The following is a 16,626-nucleotide window of genomic DNA, read 5'->3' on the forward strand; positions in this document are numbered from 1 at the left end:
TTCCAAGATTGGGATGATGCAATGTTTGCGTTTCAATAGCTAATCCGATTCAAACCATGAAAGAACAATCCTTTGATAACGATGTCAATTCCCTGACGGGCATGAGCAATTCCAATAGCGGAGCTCCCTCCGCGATCGACGAACAAGCGCCAACGGACGCTTTTGAAAGAAGCTGGGACTGGGATTTTGAAGTCAGGGAGCTGGGGCCTGATGAAACGGCCGAATGCAAGGTGACCATGGGCGCCGACGATCTGGCTAACTTGACCGTGGATGGAGAAGAACGGCTGGACATCGGCCCGCGCGGACAGTACGGAGGCGGCAGTTACGAGCCGCAGACGGCTTCTTTCATCATTGAGCCCGGAATGCATCGGGCGCATGTGGACTATAGCAATATTTCCATTCCCAATGCCAATAACAACATTGCCAAATTCTCCTTTGACCTGAAGGTGGAAATTACCAACCGGCAAACGGGTTCTTCTTCTTCCTATGTGCCCCCGGAGGCGGAAACGGAGCCAGTGGACAACAACGACGAGGGCGACGATGATCCATGCGGAGGCTCCAGCAGCGGAAGCAGCAGTTCTCCCAACAGCAGTTCCAGCAATCCATGCCCTAATGGCGACAACGGCGGGGATGAGGATGAGACTGATCCGGACAATCCTTTTTCCCCGGATGACTGCATGGACAACCGGGGCGGTTCCCCCAGTACGTCTGCCGTGCGCAGCCTGGTTTCCTCCGCCTCCGCATATGGAAGGTTCTCTTCCGCAGGCAGACGGGTAACTGCCCAGACGCGGAAAACCAGCATGGTATGGCGCACCAGCTTCGGTTCCTTCCGCGGTATGGAAGGCGTGCCGTACGGGATGCTGGAAATTGTGGCTTATCACTTCTCTTCCAGGTTGTGGACGCCCGCAGCCCTGCAATACCTGCATCCCATGGCCAGCTGTATTCTGCCCCCTTCCGGTCGGGAGTTGGGGGCTGACATGGCATTCCAGATCCGGAACGGAGGCACCCGCGCCAACTATTACTGCTATGCCGGCGCGGCTAGTGCAGGCTCCATCGGCGGCTCGCGGAAAAGGACGGGTTCCGTTTCCATGGCGTATGCCGCGGCAGAGGGGCGTGTTGTCTCGGCTTCCGCCAGCGCGGCGGAAATGAGGGTCAGCAACGCCGGGGGCAATACAGTCATCTACGGCGGTTCTTCCGTTTCCGCTTTGGGCGCGGCCTCCGGCTACCGGACCAGGCTGGGTTCTTCATGGACGGCTCAGGATTTTGCCAATTACCTGGACATCGTCCGAAGCGCAGATGATGTCATCCGCCAGGTCTGGAACCTGTGGGACGGTCTGGCCAATATTGAGAACGTGACGAATACGGGCTATGTGATCGCCTTTTATCTGCCCGAGCAGGTGGGGGCCAAAAACGTTTCCACCGGTCTTTACGCCGTTACGGGGACGCCTTTTAAAACCTTCACCATTGAGGGCAATGCGGAGACCGGCAAGCTCACCGTCACGGAGCAGGCGGAAGGGCGCGCGCCTTACGTCACCCGCTACTGGCAGGGAACGGGAGGGGCCTGGTGCATGTCCCAGGGGGAAGGGGAAGACGCGATTTACACGATCCGTGAAAGGCAGGAGGTGTCTTCGGGGATTTGGAAACTCTTCACTACCGTGCAGCGCGGGGAAAACGGCGCTCCTATTTCCCGGGTGTGCGAAACCTATGAACAGGGCCGCAGCGGCAACCTGTGCACCAGCCGTATTGAGGCTTATGGAACCGACTATGCCCGTGAAACGACTTACGCTTATAACGCCGCGGGCAAACTGATCCGGGAGACGGTCCCCGACGGAAGTGAAAAGACCTGGTCTTACGACGCCTTCGGGCGTGAAACCGTCCGGATGGAACCCTGGGCGGGCGGGGGAAGGAAGGGCACCTACACCTATTACCGCTGCTCCGACCATGCCGATCCGGATATTGCGCACCAGTACGTGGTGCTCACGATGAACGCTGCCCGGCTGACGGATACGCATTACGCCTATACGGAAGCCAACCATGTGCGCCGTGTGGAAAAACGCACCACGGCGTTGGGCGCGGAGGGAGAGCAGCTGGAAGTGACGGAAACGTGGTTGCCGGCGGCGCCTAACGAATACGCCCGGGGGAGGCTGAAGATGAAGCAGTCCGCCAGCGGCGTGCAGACGGTCTATGGCTATGAGGCGGCCAGCCAGTACGGCGCCCTCTACAGGGAGACCAGGGAAACGCAGATAGCGGGGCAGGCCGTGCCGGGGCACAGCACGAGGAAAGTCACGTACGTTTCCGCTCACGGAAATAACACGCGCGTTGAGAAATACGCCTTGCTGACGGATGGAACCTGGACGCTGACGGATACGGCGGATTACGAATACGACAAGGAAAACCGATGGATTAAGCGTACGCGCGGCAACGGCAGGGTGACGGAACGGGAGATGATGTGCTGCGGCCCCTTGTGGGAAAAGGATGAAGACGGCATCATGACTACTTACTCCTACAATACGGCGCGCCAGCTGGTGGAAGTCAGCCGGTCGGAAGTCACGGACGGAGAAACAATCGTCACGCCTGAAACCATCGTCAGCTACACGCGGGACGCCTTCGGCAGAATCCTGCAAACGCGCCGGGACGTCGGCCCCATGACGACGACGGAAAGCAGGGCTTACGATTTGCTGGGGCAGCTGGTGCAGGAAACGGACGTATTAGGAAGGAGCAATACGCATGCCTACAGTGCGGACGGCCTGACGGAAACCGTCACCACGCCGACGGGCGCGACGCTCGTCACTATCCGCCATGCGGACGGAACCGTACTGGAACAGAGCGGCACGGGGCAGAGGCATCTCCTCTACCGTACGGAATACTCCGCGGAAGGCGTGGTCCGTTCCACGCTGCTTCCCCGGGCGGAGGGAGAACCGGCGCTGGTGGAACAAACCGTCACGGACGGCAGGGGCAACATGGTGCGCGTCTCCCGGGCGAACGCCAACGGCGGCCTTATTCATGACCGGCGCGCTTTTGATCTGAACAACAGGCTTTTGCGGCAGCAGGTGGATGGAATGGCTCCATTGCTTTATGACTATGACCCGTTTGGCAATATCGTCAAAACCACGCTCAAGCTGGCCGAAAACCCCACATCCGCCAACTCCCTAGTCACGGAGTACGCCTATGCCCGCCGGCAGCGGGAAGACGGCGTGTACCGGGTAACCACAGTCACGCGCTGCAACAGCCAGGGAACAACATATACGGAAAGCACGGCCGAACTGGTTTCCTTCCTGTCCCCCTTGCTGGCCGGAAAAAACATCTCCACCGATCCGCGGGGCAATGAAACCCTGCAATGGACGGAATACACAGCTCCGGCCGGCCGGACGGTAAAAACGCAGTCTCCGGCTTCTTCCGTCATTGCGGAAACTGTCGTCATAGACGGTTACGCCGTATCCCGGAAAGACCATGCGGGAGTTCTGACCACCTCTTCCCGCGCTTATACGGCCAGCGGCAGCACGGAGACTTATACGGACGCCCGCGGCAATGCCGCCGTTACCGTCTTTGACATCGCCGGCCGTGAAACAGCCAGGACGGATGCCGCCGGCAATACGACCGCCATCCAGTATGACCCGTCCACGGCTTCTCCCTCCTGCGTCACGGATGCTTTGGGCAACACGGCCTGCTACGCTTACGACCCGCGGGGACGCAAAACCGCCGAATACGGTACGGCCCTTCAGCCCTCCGTCTTTGGCTACGATGATGCGGACAGGCTGGTATCCCTCATGACGTTCCGCGTTCCGGGAGAAACCATCGCTGCCGATCCGCGGGAACGGACGGACGGGGACGTGACGGCGTGGAGCTATGACGACGCCTCCGGCCTGATGACGGTTAAAACCTATGCCGACGGCCATGGGGAAAGCTACTCTTACGATGACTGGAACAGGCTGGCGGTTAAACGACAGGCCCGGACGGCGGACGGGCAGGGAACGCCTCTGGCGACTTCTTATGCCTACGATTCGCAGACGGGCAACCTGGTCTCCGTCACTCACAACGACGCGACTCCTTCCATCACCTGTACCTACAATCACCTTAACCTGCTCACGCAGGTCACGGACGATTCCGGCACGAGGACGCTGGCTTACAACCAATATAATGAAGCGGAATCGGAAACTGCGGCAGGGCTGGCGGCAAGCGCGCTCAACTATCTGCGCGACGGTTTGGGGCGGCCTTCGGGTTACAGTCTGCATTACGGGGAGGGCGTTGTCCAGCAGACGGCCTGGGAATATGACGGTTGCGGACGTCTTTCTACGGTTTCGCTCAATAACGGCGCCGATCCCTTCGTCTATGGTTACCACGCCGTCAACGGACTGCTGGAAACGCTTGATTACCCCAATACCCTCCGGAGATGGTACACCCGGGAAGAAAAACGGGATCTGCTGACCAGAATCGACTATATGCGTCCCGGCAGCGTCAACTACCCGGCCAAAACCGACTACGCCTATGACGCGCTGGGGCGGCCCACAGAAAAGAAGGACTACTTCAATACCCCTGCTCCTGACCTGACGCACAGCTACAGCTACAACGGCCGCGGCGAACTGGCCGCCGACGCGATGAGCCGGGGGGGAACATATTCCTATGTGTATGACAACATCGGCAACCGCGTCACCTCCCGGGAAGGTTCGGGTGCGTCAGCGGCGGCGTACACGGCCAACAGCCTGAACCAGTACACGGCCATCACCCGGGAGGAAGAAGCGCCTTTCGCGCCTGGCTATGATGCCGACGGCAACCAGACAAAGATTCAAACGTCCACAGGAGAATGGGAAGTTTCTTATAATGCCCTGAACCAGGCGGCAAGGTTTATTCAGGGGAACAGGCGGGTGGAGTGCCGCTACGACTATCTGAACAGGCGGATTGAGAAAGCCGTCTATGAAGGAGAAGTCCTGATGTCGAAAAAACGATTCATTTATCACGGCTACCTGCAAATCGCGGAACTGGACGCCGCCGACGCGACGGAAACAGCAATGCCCGTACTGCGAAAAACCTATCTGTGGGATCCGCTGGAACCGGTAGCTACGCGCATTCTGGCCATGAGCCTCTTTGATGAAACGGGAACCTGGGCGGAAGACCTGTACTATACGCACGACCTGTTGAAAAACGCTACGGCGCTCTTCGGCATCCGAGCGGGCCGCCGCGCCTTGTACGAATACGGCCCGTATGGGAATATTCTCAGGATGGAAGGGAATGCCGCAGAGGATAATCCGTTCCGGTTCTCCAGCGAATACGCTGATGACGAACTGGGGCTGGTTTACTACAATTACCGCTATTATAATCCCCAAAATGGCAGGTGGATTAGTAGGGATCTTATTCCTTCAAGAAATCCATATTGCTTTTCTGAAAACTCACCATCCACATGGTTTGATGTCTTTGGTTTATACAAAGACTCTACCGTTGAGTGGCTCAAAGAAAATTGTAAGCATATTGTCAAGTATTCTTCCTTGTATAAAGTTGATCCGTATGCTCTTTCAATGGCTATGGCAGAAGAATATGATGATTATCAAAGTTGGCCAATTAAATGGGCGACAGATTGGGTGCAAGATAATATTATTGAAAACATACTTCCTGATAACGCTTACTTTTTTAAGGGAGATATTGGTCCTGTCAATATTCACTTTGCAACCGCCATTCGGTATGGACGGGAAAGTTTATTAGGCTCTTCAGCAACGTTTGGACAGGTAAAGGATTATATTCGAACTAATCAAGGAGCCATAGAATTTTCTGCTCTTATTATGAGTCATGTCATTGATGATTTAGGAAAGGCGTCGAACGGTGTTGTATATCCGCAAAATTCTGACCAACAATTAAAAAAATTACAAATAAATCAAATTCATGTGAATGCATTCCGACAGGGAGTAGAGGATTACCTCAGAAAAGTTCGAAAGAACAAAAAAGGTAATCCACAGTACGTGACGGATCCAGGCGTTAATACAGAAGAATTAAAGAATCGATATAGTCAAATACAGAGTGCTATCTGTGAATGCATTAAAAATAATCAATCATGAAATCTTACACCCCTTCACTAATCGGATGGATAGTACTGTTTCCTATAGCTTGTGTAACACTATTCGACAAAAACATTCGCTTTCCTGTCTCTCTATCTATAACATTAGGATTGGTAATGTTCCTCGGTCAATTCACAAGCCTGTTTTGGGGATTGTGTGGTATCATCGTGAATTCAAACAGAAAAGACGATCTTATTGCACTTATATTGTCAGGTACATGGCTTGTCATCATGATCATAGGGTTCGCGATAGGTTCTTAACACGAAGTAGTCGGCAAAATTTATTAATCCGTCTATGAAAGAGAGATCCTGATGTCGAAGAAACGGTTCATCTATCACGGCTACCTGCAAATCGCGGAACTGGACGCCGCCGTTGCGACGGAAACAGCAATGCCCGTACTGCGGAAAACCTACCTGTGGGATCTGCTGGAACCGGTGGCCACGCGCATCCTGGCCATGAGCCTCTTTGATGAAAAGGGAACCTGGGCGGAAGACCTGTACTGCACGCACGACCTGTTGAAAAACGCTACGGCGCTCTTCGGCATCCGAGCGGGACGCCGCGCTTTGTATGAATACGGCCCGTATGGGAATATTCTCAGGATGGAAGGGAATGCCGCAGAGGATAATCCGTTCCGGTTTTCCAGCGAATACGCTGATGACGAACTGGGGCTGGTTTACTACAATTACCGCTATTATAATCCCCAAAATGGCAGGTGGATTAGTAGGGATCCTATTATAGAGAAACAGAAAGATAATGTTTATTCATATGCGTATAACACACCTTCTATTTTGATTGATGTGCAGGGGCAATTCGCGTTTGCGATTGCTCTATTTAATCCTATAGGAGCGGCGGTGGTAGCGGCAGCGGCAGTAGGTGTAGCTGTTGCGGTAGTGGTGGTAGTTGCCGAAAAAGTAATAGATGAAATAAGCTCGGATACTACAAAGAAAACAGTTCCAGAAACAGTTCCAATAGCAATTCCTCAAAAACCTAGATATGGAAATTGTTCAAAACAAAGACATAGTGAATTAAATAAAGAGGTTGGTCGTAAGTGCAAAGGTTCATCAATGCATTGTAAAAACAAAAATATGTGTAAAAATGAAATAGAAAGAAATATAAAAAGATTTCAAGACTGTATTGATGCAAGAACAAAAATAAATAATGAGTGTTTCAATGGTGGAGATAATGCACATAATGATGAAATTGAGCGCGCTTTAGCGGGTAAAAAACGTTGCCAAGATAAACTCAATCAATTATTATAAAAATTTCCACAGTCAAAAAATTCATAAAATTAAATTTTTATCTATCGTGAATACTAATTTCCTATCCTATCAATCCTTTATTGATGCAATGAAGGTTATATATCCTGTATTTCCGCTTCCGAATAATAAACAATTCGAAATATGCATTGATTTGATCAAATCAGAATCTTTTGCGTTACCTGCAATTGAATTTTGTGAATATGTTCATATTCATAAAATAAATTGGTTAAAATGCTCGTGGGAACATGATTTAATGCCACTTGAATACGATACAACAATTTTGCCGAATTATATATTTTCGACATCTTTTCTTAGATATTATTTCCCGGCATGTTTAAATTTAACTATCAAATATTTTTTTGGGGATTATCATAAATATGAAGTTGGGAATATCGATTCATTTGTAGAACATACAATTGATGCTGTTATTGAAAATTATAAGGATTTGAATGAAAGTGAAAGAACGTTGTTGGGAAGAATATTAAAGATAATAGAAAACAATCCATTTTACGATTATAAAAATGAATGCATAAAATTAAAAGATAAAATTATGAATAATTAGATATAATAATTTATATTGTCATCCTCTCTTCAAGATTGAGAATATAGGATTTCCTTTATTATATTCATCATCATATCTAATGACCGTGTGGCATATATCCGATTTGACGTTTCGAAAGAAGATGTTCAAGCGACCCTCTTCATGTTCTTTTCTAGAAGAAACTACATATCAAATTCTTTTTAATGATTAATATAATATGTGCAGATCTAAATTAGAACAGCAACATTCAATAAGAACGGTCAATGGTTTTTACAAGATCTTGAACTAATAGTATTGTGAAGTAATATTACAATATGATCGGACAACGGAAACGATAACGCCCGTATTAAGAAAAACCTATCTGTGAAATCCTCTGGAGCAGGTAGCCACGCGCATCCTGGCCATGAGCCTCTTTGATGAAAAGGGAACCTGGGCGGAAGACCTGTACTGCACGCACGACCTGTTGAAAAACGCTACGGCGCTCTTCGGCATCCGAGCGGGACGCCGCGCCTTGTACGAATACGGCCCATATGGGAATATCCTCAGGATGGAAGGAAATGCCGCAGAGGACAATCCGTTCCGGTTCTCCAGCGAATACGCTGATGACGAACTGGGGCTGGTTTACTACAATTACCGCTATTATAATCCCCAAAATGGCAGGTGGATTAGTAGAGAGCCTGCTGGAGAAATAGATGGATGGAATTTGTATTCTTTTGTCAACAATAAATTGACTCAACATATTGATTTTTTAGGATTTCAGGCAATAGATGCGTCTTTGCTTGGTACTGGCCCAACAAATTCCGTCGGCGCAGCTACATTGATAGAACCTGCCAAAGTGGCACTGGCAGCAGGAGTAATAGCAGCGGCTGGAACAGTAGCCATAGTCTCTAAAGAATCCCTTCAAAGATCTATGATGAGAAGCGGAGTCAAGGTTGAAGAAATATTAAAAGAATTAAAACATCGGAAAGGGATGTGGGTATGTTACGTTCGAGGAAGCACTCTCCCGACGAAAGAAAATAAAGGAACATGTTGTCCAGAAGTTATTCATGGTTATGGTGTAGGAAAAACTCAAAACATTGCTCATGAGGCTGCAAAGAGATACGCTTCCTCTAGAACTCCTAAGGGATGCACAGCCAAACATGAATCTAACAACTATAAATGTGCAAAATGGTAAAATATGATGGAGTCAATCACAAAATATGAATTAGTTACAACTTTGGAATTCCAACTTGTAACAGAATCTTCTTTGCCTGATTGGATTGTTAGGCTAGATTTGTATAAAACTAAAAAAAATAAGGAGGTTCTTTATTATCCGCGAATTTTTAGTCGGGAACTCTATATGATTTCAAGACATGGAAAACGCTCGGTGTCTCATTGGTTGTGGACAGAAGAATCGTTTAGAGATTTATGCTGGGATGCTCATATTCGGGCGAAGGATGAAGATCATGCAGTACAAATTCTGGAGAGCTACCTCAATCATTGGATCAATAACAGGGAAATCCCACCTAATGTAAAAAACTGTATTATAGATGAAAATCCATTAAACCATGGCTGAATTAATTAAATCAGGGAGAAAAATCAGAACGGATTATTATTGGTTCAAAGAATTTTGTTTTTTGCCAGATGCAGGAAGAGATATTGAACGATTAAAAATAGAGACATTTTTATCATGTAAACAAGAGTATTATGCCCGTTGTTTTGTAGAAATGGAAATGGATTTATTCATCATGCATCCCATGATGCATGCTAACGTATCAGAAGGTATTGAAGTTGAATGTTCTATGATAGGAAATCTGATAAGTTCAAGTAGAGTTTGGTCGTGCTATCAGGCTCGGATTCATAGTTGTATTCGCAAGGGTATATTTTTAAAAAATGTTCGTAATTTTAGCGATGTTGTAAAAAAACAGGCTCGTAAAAAACGACGAAATTCTCGTTTCTTCTTTTGCAAGTAGCAATTGAAACTGACGTATGTAGACAAAGAAAAAAATACTAAGATTAGTATCATAAATGAGAGTAGAAGTATATATTCCATTTGAAAATAAGGAATGACAGTTTGCTTCATTTGGTTGTTTAATAGGATAAATGCTTTCTTTAGATACAGTCTCCCGGGAAATTTTTACAATGATTTGAACTAATGATATTATGAATTTATATTAACGGAGTTGTTGTATCCAGTTGGATTGATGGTTACTGCTGTTGCAGTAACCACCGTAGCCATTACTGAAGTTATTGCCCCAGGAACGACAGAAAAAGTTATTAAAAAAATATCTGAGAATGTAATTCCTAAAGTCGAGCCAATTGCCGTGCCTGTTTCAAATACAGTTCCCAAAGCAGATTGTGAAGAATTAAAGCGGAAAAAGAAAGAAGCTAAAGAAGCATCTCGAGGTCAATCATGCAAAAAATTATGTATCCCAGAGCATCCAACAGCTTCTGTTTGTGATGAATTTAAGAGACGGGCTCAAAAATTAAAAAATGCTGAAGAAGCAAGAAAAATGTATGATTCAAATTGCTTTGATGGTGGAGATAATGGACATATAGAGCAGTCTGAAGAGATAGGAAAAGGTGCCGAAAGATGTTGGAATTTATATAAAGAATGCAGGAAAAAATTACTATAATGGTGAATTATTATACTCATAAAAATTTGAATGATATGATTCGGGAAGTGGAAAGAGAATTTCCTTTAGAAAACTCTTTTTTTCCAACAAAAAACATTCGCAATCTTATTGCAAATCCTGATTATCCGGATGATGAAGGACGAGAATGCGGGGAACCGTTTTTAAACCAGCGCTGGATTGATGTTCCTGCGATACAATGGTACGATAATGCCGAATTTGTGAGTTTTGCTACAAGCAGAGCCCTTGCATATTTCTTCCCTTCTATTATAAGGAATTCTTATATGGAAGAAATATCAAGGGTGAATAATTATATGGCTGACGCTGAGGAATGGATGATGAATAAACTTATTGTCGTTTGTTTTTCGGAGAGAATACGTACTTATGTGCAAAAAGAAGTAAATTATATATACCGTTCTTATACAAAAAATCAGCTTGAAATTGTAAGGAAGTGGATATTGTTTCAAAATAAAGATAATTATTTTGCAGATAGCTGTAACAACGCTCTTAAAATATTAGATTCGGAAATTAAAAATAAAAATTAATTATAAACATTATAATAAATTCATATAAATGAAAAATATTAAAAATGAAAGAAAATGTTAAAATTTTTTCAGTAGTAATAATTACGGTATTAGTAAGAGATCGGGATGATAATATGCGTATCCATCTCTATAACCCTAACAGACCTGCAGGAAAAACAAATGTAACATTTATTAATGGAATAAGACAGTGACTATGAATATTATTTATTTATTTTTATTATTTTTTATTTCGGCGGGTAATATTTTATTTGCGGGAAACAATAATATTACCCCGTTGGATGCAGCTGTAGAAACCGCTTTGCATAAGATAAAAGAAATCAGTTCAGATATTGAAATAATAAATAAAAGTCTGTCTACATACATTCCCTTTTTATGTGAAGAGAGAAGTATTTTGCCTTTTCTTGGTTATGAATGTTGGGTTGAAGAACATCCTTGTTTAAAGGCTGAATTTCCTGATAAGTATGATATTTTATTTTTGAAAGCAGATGAAGAAAGAAAAAAATATAATATTTTATTTTTGAATGATAATAAAATATATTTTTATTATATATGTCTTCTTGAAAATAAAATGATGAAACAATATTCTATTATGGTTTCCGATTCTGAAGACGTCGTCAGTAGCGCTTTGATGAAAATAATGAAACAATATAAATTATCAAATATGATTAATCAGCAAGTGTCGTTAGAAAATCTGGAGTTTATAATTAATTTATTTGGGGCATATGGAAATGAAGTTTCTGGAACTCCTCTGGTTGCATACGGATACAATTCAAAAATTTTTGGAGTAGTTTTTGGGGGACTGTTATTACCACGTGAGGATTCAACAGCCTTTAAAATTTATTCACTATTCAACTCAATGATGGCATATTTTGAGAATTTGAAAAATAATGATATACCTAGATGTGATTCGTTATTTATTAATGGATTAAATTCAAATATTGAAAAAATCATTTTGAATAGTTCTCTCTTTGGAACTGCTAAAACTTTGGATGGTTGTCCCGGGAGCCGATGATGGAAAGGCTTCAGGAAAATCTGTGTGGCTATGTGGGAAATTTCCCCAGCGCTTTTATAGACGTACAAGGAAAGTTTGGGTTTGCATTGCCGGCGTTGTTGAATCCAGTTGGATTGACAGTTGCAGCTGTTGCAGTAACCACCGTAGCCATTACTGGAGTTATTGCTCCAGGAACGGCAGAAAAAGTTATTAAAAAATATCTGAGAATGTAATTCCTAAAGTCGAGCCAATTGCCGTGCCTTATCCAGATATTCCAAAACTTGGTGATTGTTCTGCTTCCGAACAAAAATATTTACAAGACAAAGTGAATAGAGCAAAGAAAGAGGTTGGTAAAAGTGGAAAGTGTACGGGCCATGACTGTTGCTATATATTAAAAATGAAAAAGAAAGCATGGTTAATGCTTGCTAGTGCTAGGAGTCATATTAATAATAAATGTTTTAAGGGTGGAAATAAAACTCATCACGAACAAGCGAAAGATGCTTGGAATAATTTATCAAAATGTGAAAAATTCATAGAAGAAAAATGAAATTATTAAAAAAAGAATCTTTAGAAATAAATTTTCCGATATTGCCGATTCCAAATAACATTAAAGATGAAAATGAATTTGAAGATATAACATATATTCAAGGGAAATCGTGGATATCTTTGAAAGCTAGTGATTGTAAATATATATGGGATTTTTTTCCTGTTTTCAGCAACGAGGCTTTTAGATATTATTTGCCTGCTGTTATTTATATTTCATTTGAAGAGCTGATTAAATTTCAAAAATTGAAAGATTCAGATCTCTTAGTAGATTGCACATGTCAGAATATGATCGGTAGAATGCGTGACGATTTGGATATCTTTAAAAAATTTTCTTCTGTTCAGTTACGAACCATTTTGGAATGGCTACTTGATCTTGGCGAGGAGAATAGCGGACTTAATCCATATGACTATAAAGAATGCGTTACTTGGTTATCATTATTAATAGAGGAGAAGAGCATTGAAACTATATAGAGTAATATTGTAATTATTTTTTTCTTTGTTATCAATGGATCCGGTTTAAGAGTTATAAAAAATTACGGAATTGTTTACTTTAGTCTTGTTTTATTGATTTTTCCGAATCAATTTATTGATTGTCAATAGTTAAAGTGTTTTGGAAACCTTACGGCAAGACTATTCCATGCAGTTCCGGGGAAATATCATTCAGGCATGAATTAATTAATGACATATTCTCTCTACATCATTGGATTTCCTTCACTTTACGGCGGTGCGGGGGCCGAGCTTTATCACCAGATTAAGGTTTGGAAGCAGATGGGGGTGGAAATGCATCTTATCCCCACCCAGAAAAATGCACACGGCGCCGGACTTTATCCGGAGATGGTGAAATTGGGTGTTGCGGTGCATGAAGGCTATGATTGGGAGGCCATTCCGGCAGGGGCTCCCGTCATCAGTTTTTGTAATGAAGAGTTTCTGGCTGCTCTCCCGAAGATACGAAAACGGACGGGAAGGACAGTTTTCGTCAATTGCATGACCTGGCTTTTCGGCAGGGAAAAGGAAGCCATGAGGCGGGGAGATATTTCCCTGTTTCTTTATCAAAATAGCAACGTAATGGGAAACGTCATGCCTCGCCTGAGAGCTTTAAATCCCGACCCGGCCATCCGGTTCATGACGTTTAGGCCGTATTTTGATGCGGCAGATTTTCCTTTTGCTGCAGGGCGTTCCACGGACTGGTTTGGAGCCGGACACATTTCCCGGCAGGATGAAGATAAGTTCAGCAAGGATACGTGGCATATCTACGAGCATTTTGCTTCTCCTGTCCGGAAGAAGGGCACTTTTCTCGGTTTTGACCGGCGGAGCGAGGCGAAGACCGGCAGGCCTCCCGATTGGGTGGAGACTTTCCATGATCAAAAGTCTTTGTCCCAACAGGAGTTTTACCGGCGCTGCCACATCGTTTTGCAGCCCACCGATACGACGGAGAATTGGCCGCGTGTGGGTTTTGAGGCCATGGCAAGCGGGAGTGTGCTTGTTGTGGACAGGCGCGGGGGGTGGGAACAAATGGTGGAACACGGGAAGACCGGATGGCTGTGCGAATGCCCCGGTGATTTCATCACGTACGCCACTAAGATGGCTTGGGAGCCCCACTACCGGGAAGACATGGCCGCTGCCGCCCGTGAGCGGGGCATGGCCCTGGGCGGCCAGGAAGCTTCCATGGAAAGCTGGCAGGAGGTGTTTGAGGCAATCAGCCGGATACCGGATTCGTGAAGTGCCGCTTTTGCTCTGACCGGAATGCGAACCGTTTCTTCCCTGCGGGTCAGATGAGCCATGTGCCGTATTGGCGGAGGTTCTTCTGCCTGTGCATGCTGTAGGCGATAATGTATTTGAGGAGGTCCTCCTGGGAGTAGCCGTGTTCTGCGGCCGCCAGGCAGATGGAGCCGCTTTTGCCCAGGTGGCAGCAGATGTTCATTTCCAGAATGCGCCGTTCTCCCGTCTCGAAGTCGATTCTATAGTCGATGCGGAAATAGTCCATCGGCCCCAGAGCGCTCCAGATTTTCCGGACGTCACAGGCGATGTCCTGCTCCATATCCTGAACGGAGACCAGTTGGTAGCCCAGATGGTCGTGCAGTTTCAGGTCTTCCGTGATGATGCTGCCCGGTTTGTCGGATTTCGGCTGCACATATCCCAGGATGACGGGGTTTTCCCCGCCCAGTACGGGAACGGTGACGTCAATGCCTTCGCAGTATTGTTCCACGAGCACTTCGTGCCCTTCTTCCATCAGGCGCCGGGCGCATGAGTCCACGGCTTTCCAGGAGCTGCAGATGCTGTCTTCCCGGATGCCGCCTGAAGCGGCTCCAAAACGCTTTTTGACAAAATAGGGGCCTGGGAAAGGGGCCTGGGCCGGAATACCTTTTTCTCCGGAAAGTCCAATGCCTTCCGGAACGTTCAATTCCAGGGAGCGGAATACCATTTTGGTCAGCAATTTGTCTTCCGCTATGGCGCGGATGTTGGGAGGGGCGCCCAGGTAGGGAATCTGAATGAATTCGCAGTAGGAAGAAATGAATATTTCAGGTCTGGACATGGCGAACCTGTTCATCAGGGAGAATACATAGTCCACGTTTCCCTTGGCGAATTGGACGGAATAGGGTTTGGAGGAGGAGACGACGTCATAGCCTATGTCCTGGATGGCTTTATAAATGTTGTAGTGGTACTGAGGGTAGCCTCCATTGCCTGTGTAGGGTTTTTTGGAGAAATCGGGAGCGTCGGGGGCATATGGAGCCAGGAACATGATCCTTGCCGGCTTGCCATATTGATTGAGTTGGATGTCTGGTATTTCAAACATGGCTTATGGCTATTACGTGTAATGTTTCTTGGATTATGGAATGGGCCGCCATGTTCAAATAATATAAAAAAGAAGGGACGGCATAGCCGTCCCCGGAGGTGGTGGAATAGAAGAGGGAGAACTTCTTCCTTATTTTCTGGACATTCCCCTGGCGACGCGCTGAACATATTGTTCCATGGCCGGAAGTTCCTGTTCAATGCATTCCACCAGTTTGAGCTGCGTACGGCAGCGGATGAGATTGTGGTTCGGCCGTGAGACCTTGAAGTATGGGTCGCCTTCCAGATAGTCCGTTAAGAAACGGATGCCGATTTCCAGCGTGATGAGTTTTCCTGAGAAGGCAAGCTGGTCTATTTCCGCCTGGGTCAGGAAACCGTGGGCAGCAGACAGATACCCTTCTACAATGGATTGGAACATGGGCATGCGCATGCGCACCTTGTCCAGGTCTTCTTCGTCTTCTTCCGTAGGCGGAGTGACGGTGCGCACCATATCTCCGAAGTCGTACAACACCAGGCCGGGCATGACCGTATCCAGGTCAATGACGCAGACGGCGTGGTCTGTGTCCTCATCCAGCATGACATTGTTGATTTTGGTGTCGTTATGAGTGATGCGGGTAGGAAGCACGCCTCTTTCCTGGAGATTCAGCAACCGATCCACATCCTGCTCACGGGCTTTAATGAATTCCAATTCAGGCAGACAGGTGGAAAGACGCCCCTGCGGATCCAGTTCCGCCACTTCCATCAGGCGGTTGAAGCGGTTCCGGGTATGATGGAAGCCAGGTATGGTTTCCACGATGTCGTCCGGGTTCATGTCACTGATCAAATCCTGGAAGGAGCCAAAGGCAAATCCCGCCTGGTAGGCCTGGCGGGTGTTTTCCACCACGTCGTAGGTGTGCGTGCCGGCTAGGTAGTTGTAACAGCGCCAGATGCCGTCGCCGGGGATGTCAATGTAGTTGCGTCCTCCCCGGGCCGGGTAGAGGTTGAGGGTTTGGCCGGCGGAATCTTTCAGGCGGCGCAGGACTTTCCAGTTGATGTGACGCGTGACTTTTTCCACATTGCGCATGACGGCTTTGGGGTCTTTGAAGACGTAATCGTTGATGCGCTGGAGGATATAGGAATCTTCCGTCCCGTCGCTTTTACGGTAGGTGGCCTTGTAAGTGGTGTTGATGTGCCCGCTGGGGATTTCCTTCCCGGTGACGAATTCCCCTTCAATGGCGAAGAGGTCTCCAATTCCGGCGATACGGCACAGAAGCTGGTCGGGAGCTGTCGTTACGGAGAGAGGGGCTGTCATGTCAAAG

Annotated in this window: 15 protein-coding genes; 13 read left to right on the plus strand and 2 right to left on the minus strand. The window is 46.6% G+C overall.

Annotated elements, in window-relative coordinates; translation table 11 throughout:
- Positions 1-56: 56 nt before the first annotated feature.
- From WW58_RS07115 to WW58_RS07155, 13 genes are all read left to right on the plus strand, one after another.
- Positions 57-6,044: an RHS repeat domain-containing protein gene (locus tag WW58_RS07115; protein WP_046436493.1), complete on the plus strand. Its 5,988-nt coding sequence runs from the start codon at positions 57-59 to the stop codon at positions 6,042-6,044.
- Between the two features lie 311 nt (positions 6,045-6,355).
- Positions 6,356-7,303 carry an RHS repeat-associated core domain-containing protein gene (locus tag WW58_RS07120; RefSeq protein WP_046436495.1) on the plus strand — a complete coding sequence of 316 codons (948 nt, stop codon included), beginning with the start codon at positions 6,356-6,358 and terminating at the stop codon, positions 7,301-7,303.
- A 46-nt stretch (positions 7,304-7,349) separates the two neighbouring features.
- Complete coding sequence (locus WW58_RS13240) at positions 7,350-7,865, plus strand: hypothetical protein (protein ID WP_022197474.1); 516 nt, start codon at positions 7,350-7,352, stop codon at positions 7,863-7,865.
- 382 nt (positions 7,866-8,247) lie between these two features.
- Positions 8,248-9,018, plus strand: a complete 771-nt coding sequence (locus tag WW58_RS13245; protein WP_182916531.1) for an RHS repeat domain-containing protein — start codon at positions 8,248-8,250, stop codon at positions 9,016-9,018.
- Between the two features lie 3 nt (positions 9,019-9,021).
- Positions 9,022-9,399 carry a hypothetical protein gene (locus tag WW58_RS13250; RefSeq protein WP_143247096.1) on the plus strand — a complete coding sequence of 126 codons (378 nt, stop codon included), beginning with the start codon at positions 9,022-9,024 and terminating at the stop codon, positions 9,397-9,399.
- Positions 9,392-9,796, plus strand: coding sequence for a hypothetical protein (locus tag WW58_RS13255; RefSeq protein ID WP_148038581.1), 405 nt, complete (start codon positions 9,392-9,394; stop codon positions 9,794-9,796). Before WW58_RS13250 ends, WW58_RS13255 begins: the two co-directional genes overlap by 8 nt.
- Before the next feature lie 231 nt (positions 9,797-10,027).
- Complete coding sequence (locus WW58_RS13260) at positions 10,028-10,459, plus strand: hypothetical protein (RefSeq protein ID WP_215439491.1); 432 nt, start codon at positions 10,028-10,030, stop codon at positions 10,457-10,459.
- Positions 10,459-11,001 (plus strand): hypothetical protein, encoded by a 543-nt coding sequence (locus WW58_RS07135; protein WP_102735614.1) that lies wholly within the window; start codon positions 10,459-10,461, stop codon positions 10,999-11,001. Before WW58_RS13260 ends, WW58_RS07135 begins: the two co-directional genes overlap by 1 nt.
- Positions 11,002-11,194: 193 nt before the next feature.
- A complete protein-coding gene (locus tag WW58_RS07140; protein WP_046436502.1) occupies positions 11,195-12,013 on the plus strand; it encodes a hypothetical protein in 819 nt (272 codons plus the stop codon).
- A complete protein-coding gene (locus WW58_RS07145; protein ID WP_046436504.1) occupies positions 12,010-12,225 on the plus strand; it encodes a hypothetical protein in 216 nt (71 codons plus the stop codon). Before WW58_RS07140 ends, WW58_RS07145 begins: the two co-directional genes overlap by 4 nt.
- Before the next feature lie 23 nt (positions 12,226-12,248).
- Positions 12,249-12,539, plus strand: a complete 291-nt coding sequence (locus WW58_RS13265; RefSeq protein ID WP_182916529.1) for a hypothetical protein — start codon at positions 12,249-12,251, stop codon at positions 12,537-12,539.
- On the plus strand, positions 12,536-13,009 hold the full coding sequence (locus WW58_RS07150; protein WP_046436506.1) for a hypothetical protein: 474 nt from the start codon (positions 12,536-12,538) through the stop codon (positions 13,007-13,009). The genes WW58_RS13265 and WW58_RS07150 overlap by 4 nt, the downstream gene beginning before the upstream one ends.
- 207 nt (positions 13,010-13,216) lie before the next feature.
- Complete coding sequence (locus tag WW58_RS07155; protein ID WP_046436508.1) at positions 13,217-14,257, plus strand: glycosyltransferase; 1,041 nt, start codon at positions 13,217-13,219, stop codon at positions 14,255-14,257.
- 49 nt (positions 14,258-14,306) lie between these two features.
- Here WW58_RS07155 and WW58_RS07160 read toward each other — a convergent pair whose 3' ends face one another.
- A complete protein-coding gene (locus tag WW58_RS07160) occupies positions 14,307-15,332 on the minus strand; it encodes a hypothetical protein (RefSeq protein ID WP_046436510.1) in 1,026 nt (341 codons plus the stop codon).
- 129 nt (positions 15,333-15,461) lie between these two features.
- Complete coding sequence (locus WW58_RS07165; protein WP_102732028.1) at positions 15,462-16,619, minus strand: phosphotransferase enzyme family protein; 1,158 nt, start codon at positions 16,617-16,619, stop codon at positions 15,462-15,464.
- Positions 16,620-16,626 lie beyond the last annotated feature (7 nt).

Origin of the sequence: Akkermansia sp. UNK.MGS-1 (assembly GCF_000980515.1) — a bacterium.
In the GTDB taxonomy this organism is placed as follows: Bacteria; Verrucomicrobiota; Verrucomicrobiia; order Verrucomicrobiales; family Akkermansiaceae; genus Akkermansia; species Akkermansia muciniphila.

Bases quoted from the DNA above. Each gene is read 5' to 3' on its own strand.
- WW58_RS07155 (WP_046436508.1), top strand. From the start codon at position 13,217: ATGACATATTCTCTCTACATCATTGGATTTCCTTCACTTTACGGCGGT.
- WW58_RS07140 (WP_046436502.1), top strand. From the start codon at position 11,195: ATGAATATTATTTATTTATTTTTATTATTTTTTATTTCGGCGGGTAAT.
- WW58_RS07135 (WP_102735614.1), top strand. From the start codon at position 10,459: ATGGTGAATTATTATACTCATAAAAATTTGAATGATATGATTCGGGAA.
- WW58_RS07165 (WP_102732028.1), bottom strand. From the start codon at position 16,619: ATGACAGCCCCTCTCTCCGTAACGACAGCTCCCGACCAGCTTCTGTGC.
- WW58_RS07150 (WP_046436506.1), top strand. From the start codon at position 12,536: ATGAAATTATTAAAAAAAGAATCTTTAGAAATAAATTTTCCGATATTG.
- WW58_RS13255 (WP_148038581.1), top strand. From the start codon at position 9,392: ATGGCTGAATTAATTAAATCAGGGAGAAAAATCAGAACGGATTATTAT.
- WW58_RS07145 (WP_046436504.1), top strand. From the start codon at position 12,010: ATGATGGAAAGGCTTCAGGAAAATCTGTGTGGCTATGTGGGAAATTTC.
- WW58_RS07120 (WP_046436495.1), top strand. From the start codon at position 6,356: ATGTCGAAGAAACGGTTCATCTATCACGGCTACCTGCAAATCGCGGAA.
- WW58_RS07160 (WP_046436510.1), bottom strand. From the start codon at position 15,332: ATGTTTGAAATACCAGACATCCAACTCAATCAATATGGCAAGCCGGCA.
- WW58_RS07115 (WP_046436493.1), top strand. From the start codon at position 57: ATGAAAGAACAATCCTTTGATAACGATGTCAATTCCCTGACGGGCATG.
- WW58_RS13260 (WP_215439491.1), top strand. From the start codon at position 10,028: ATGGTTACTGCTGTTGCAGTAACCACCGTAGCCATTACTGAAGTTATT.
- WW58_RS13245 (WP_182916531.1), top strand. From the start codon at position 8,248: ATGAGCCTCTTTGATGAAAAGGGAACCTGGGCGGAAGACCTGTACTGC.
- WW58_RS13250 (WP_143247096.1), top strand. From the start codon at position 9,022: ATGATGGAGTCAATCACAAAATATGAATTAGTTACAACTTTGGAATTC.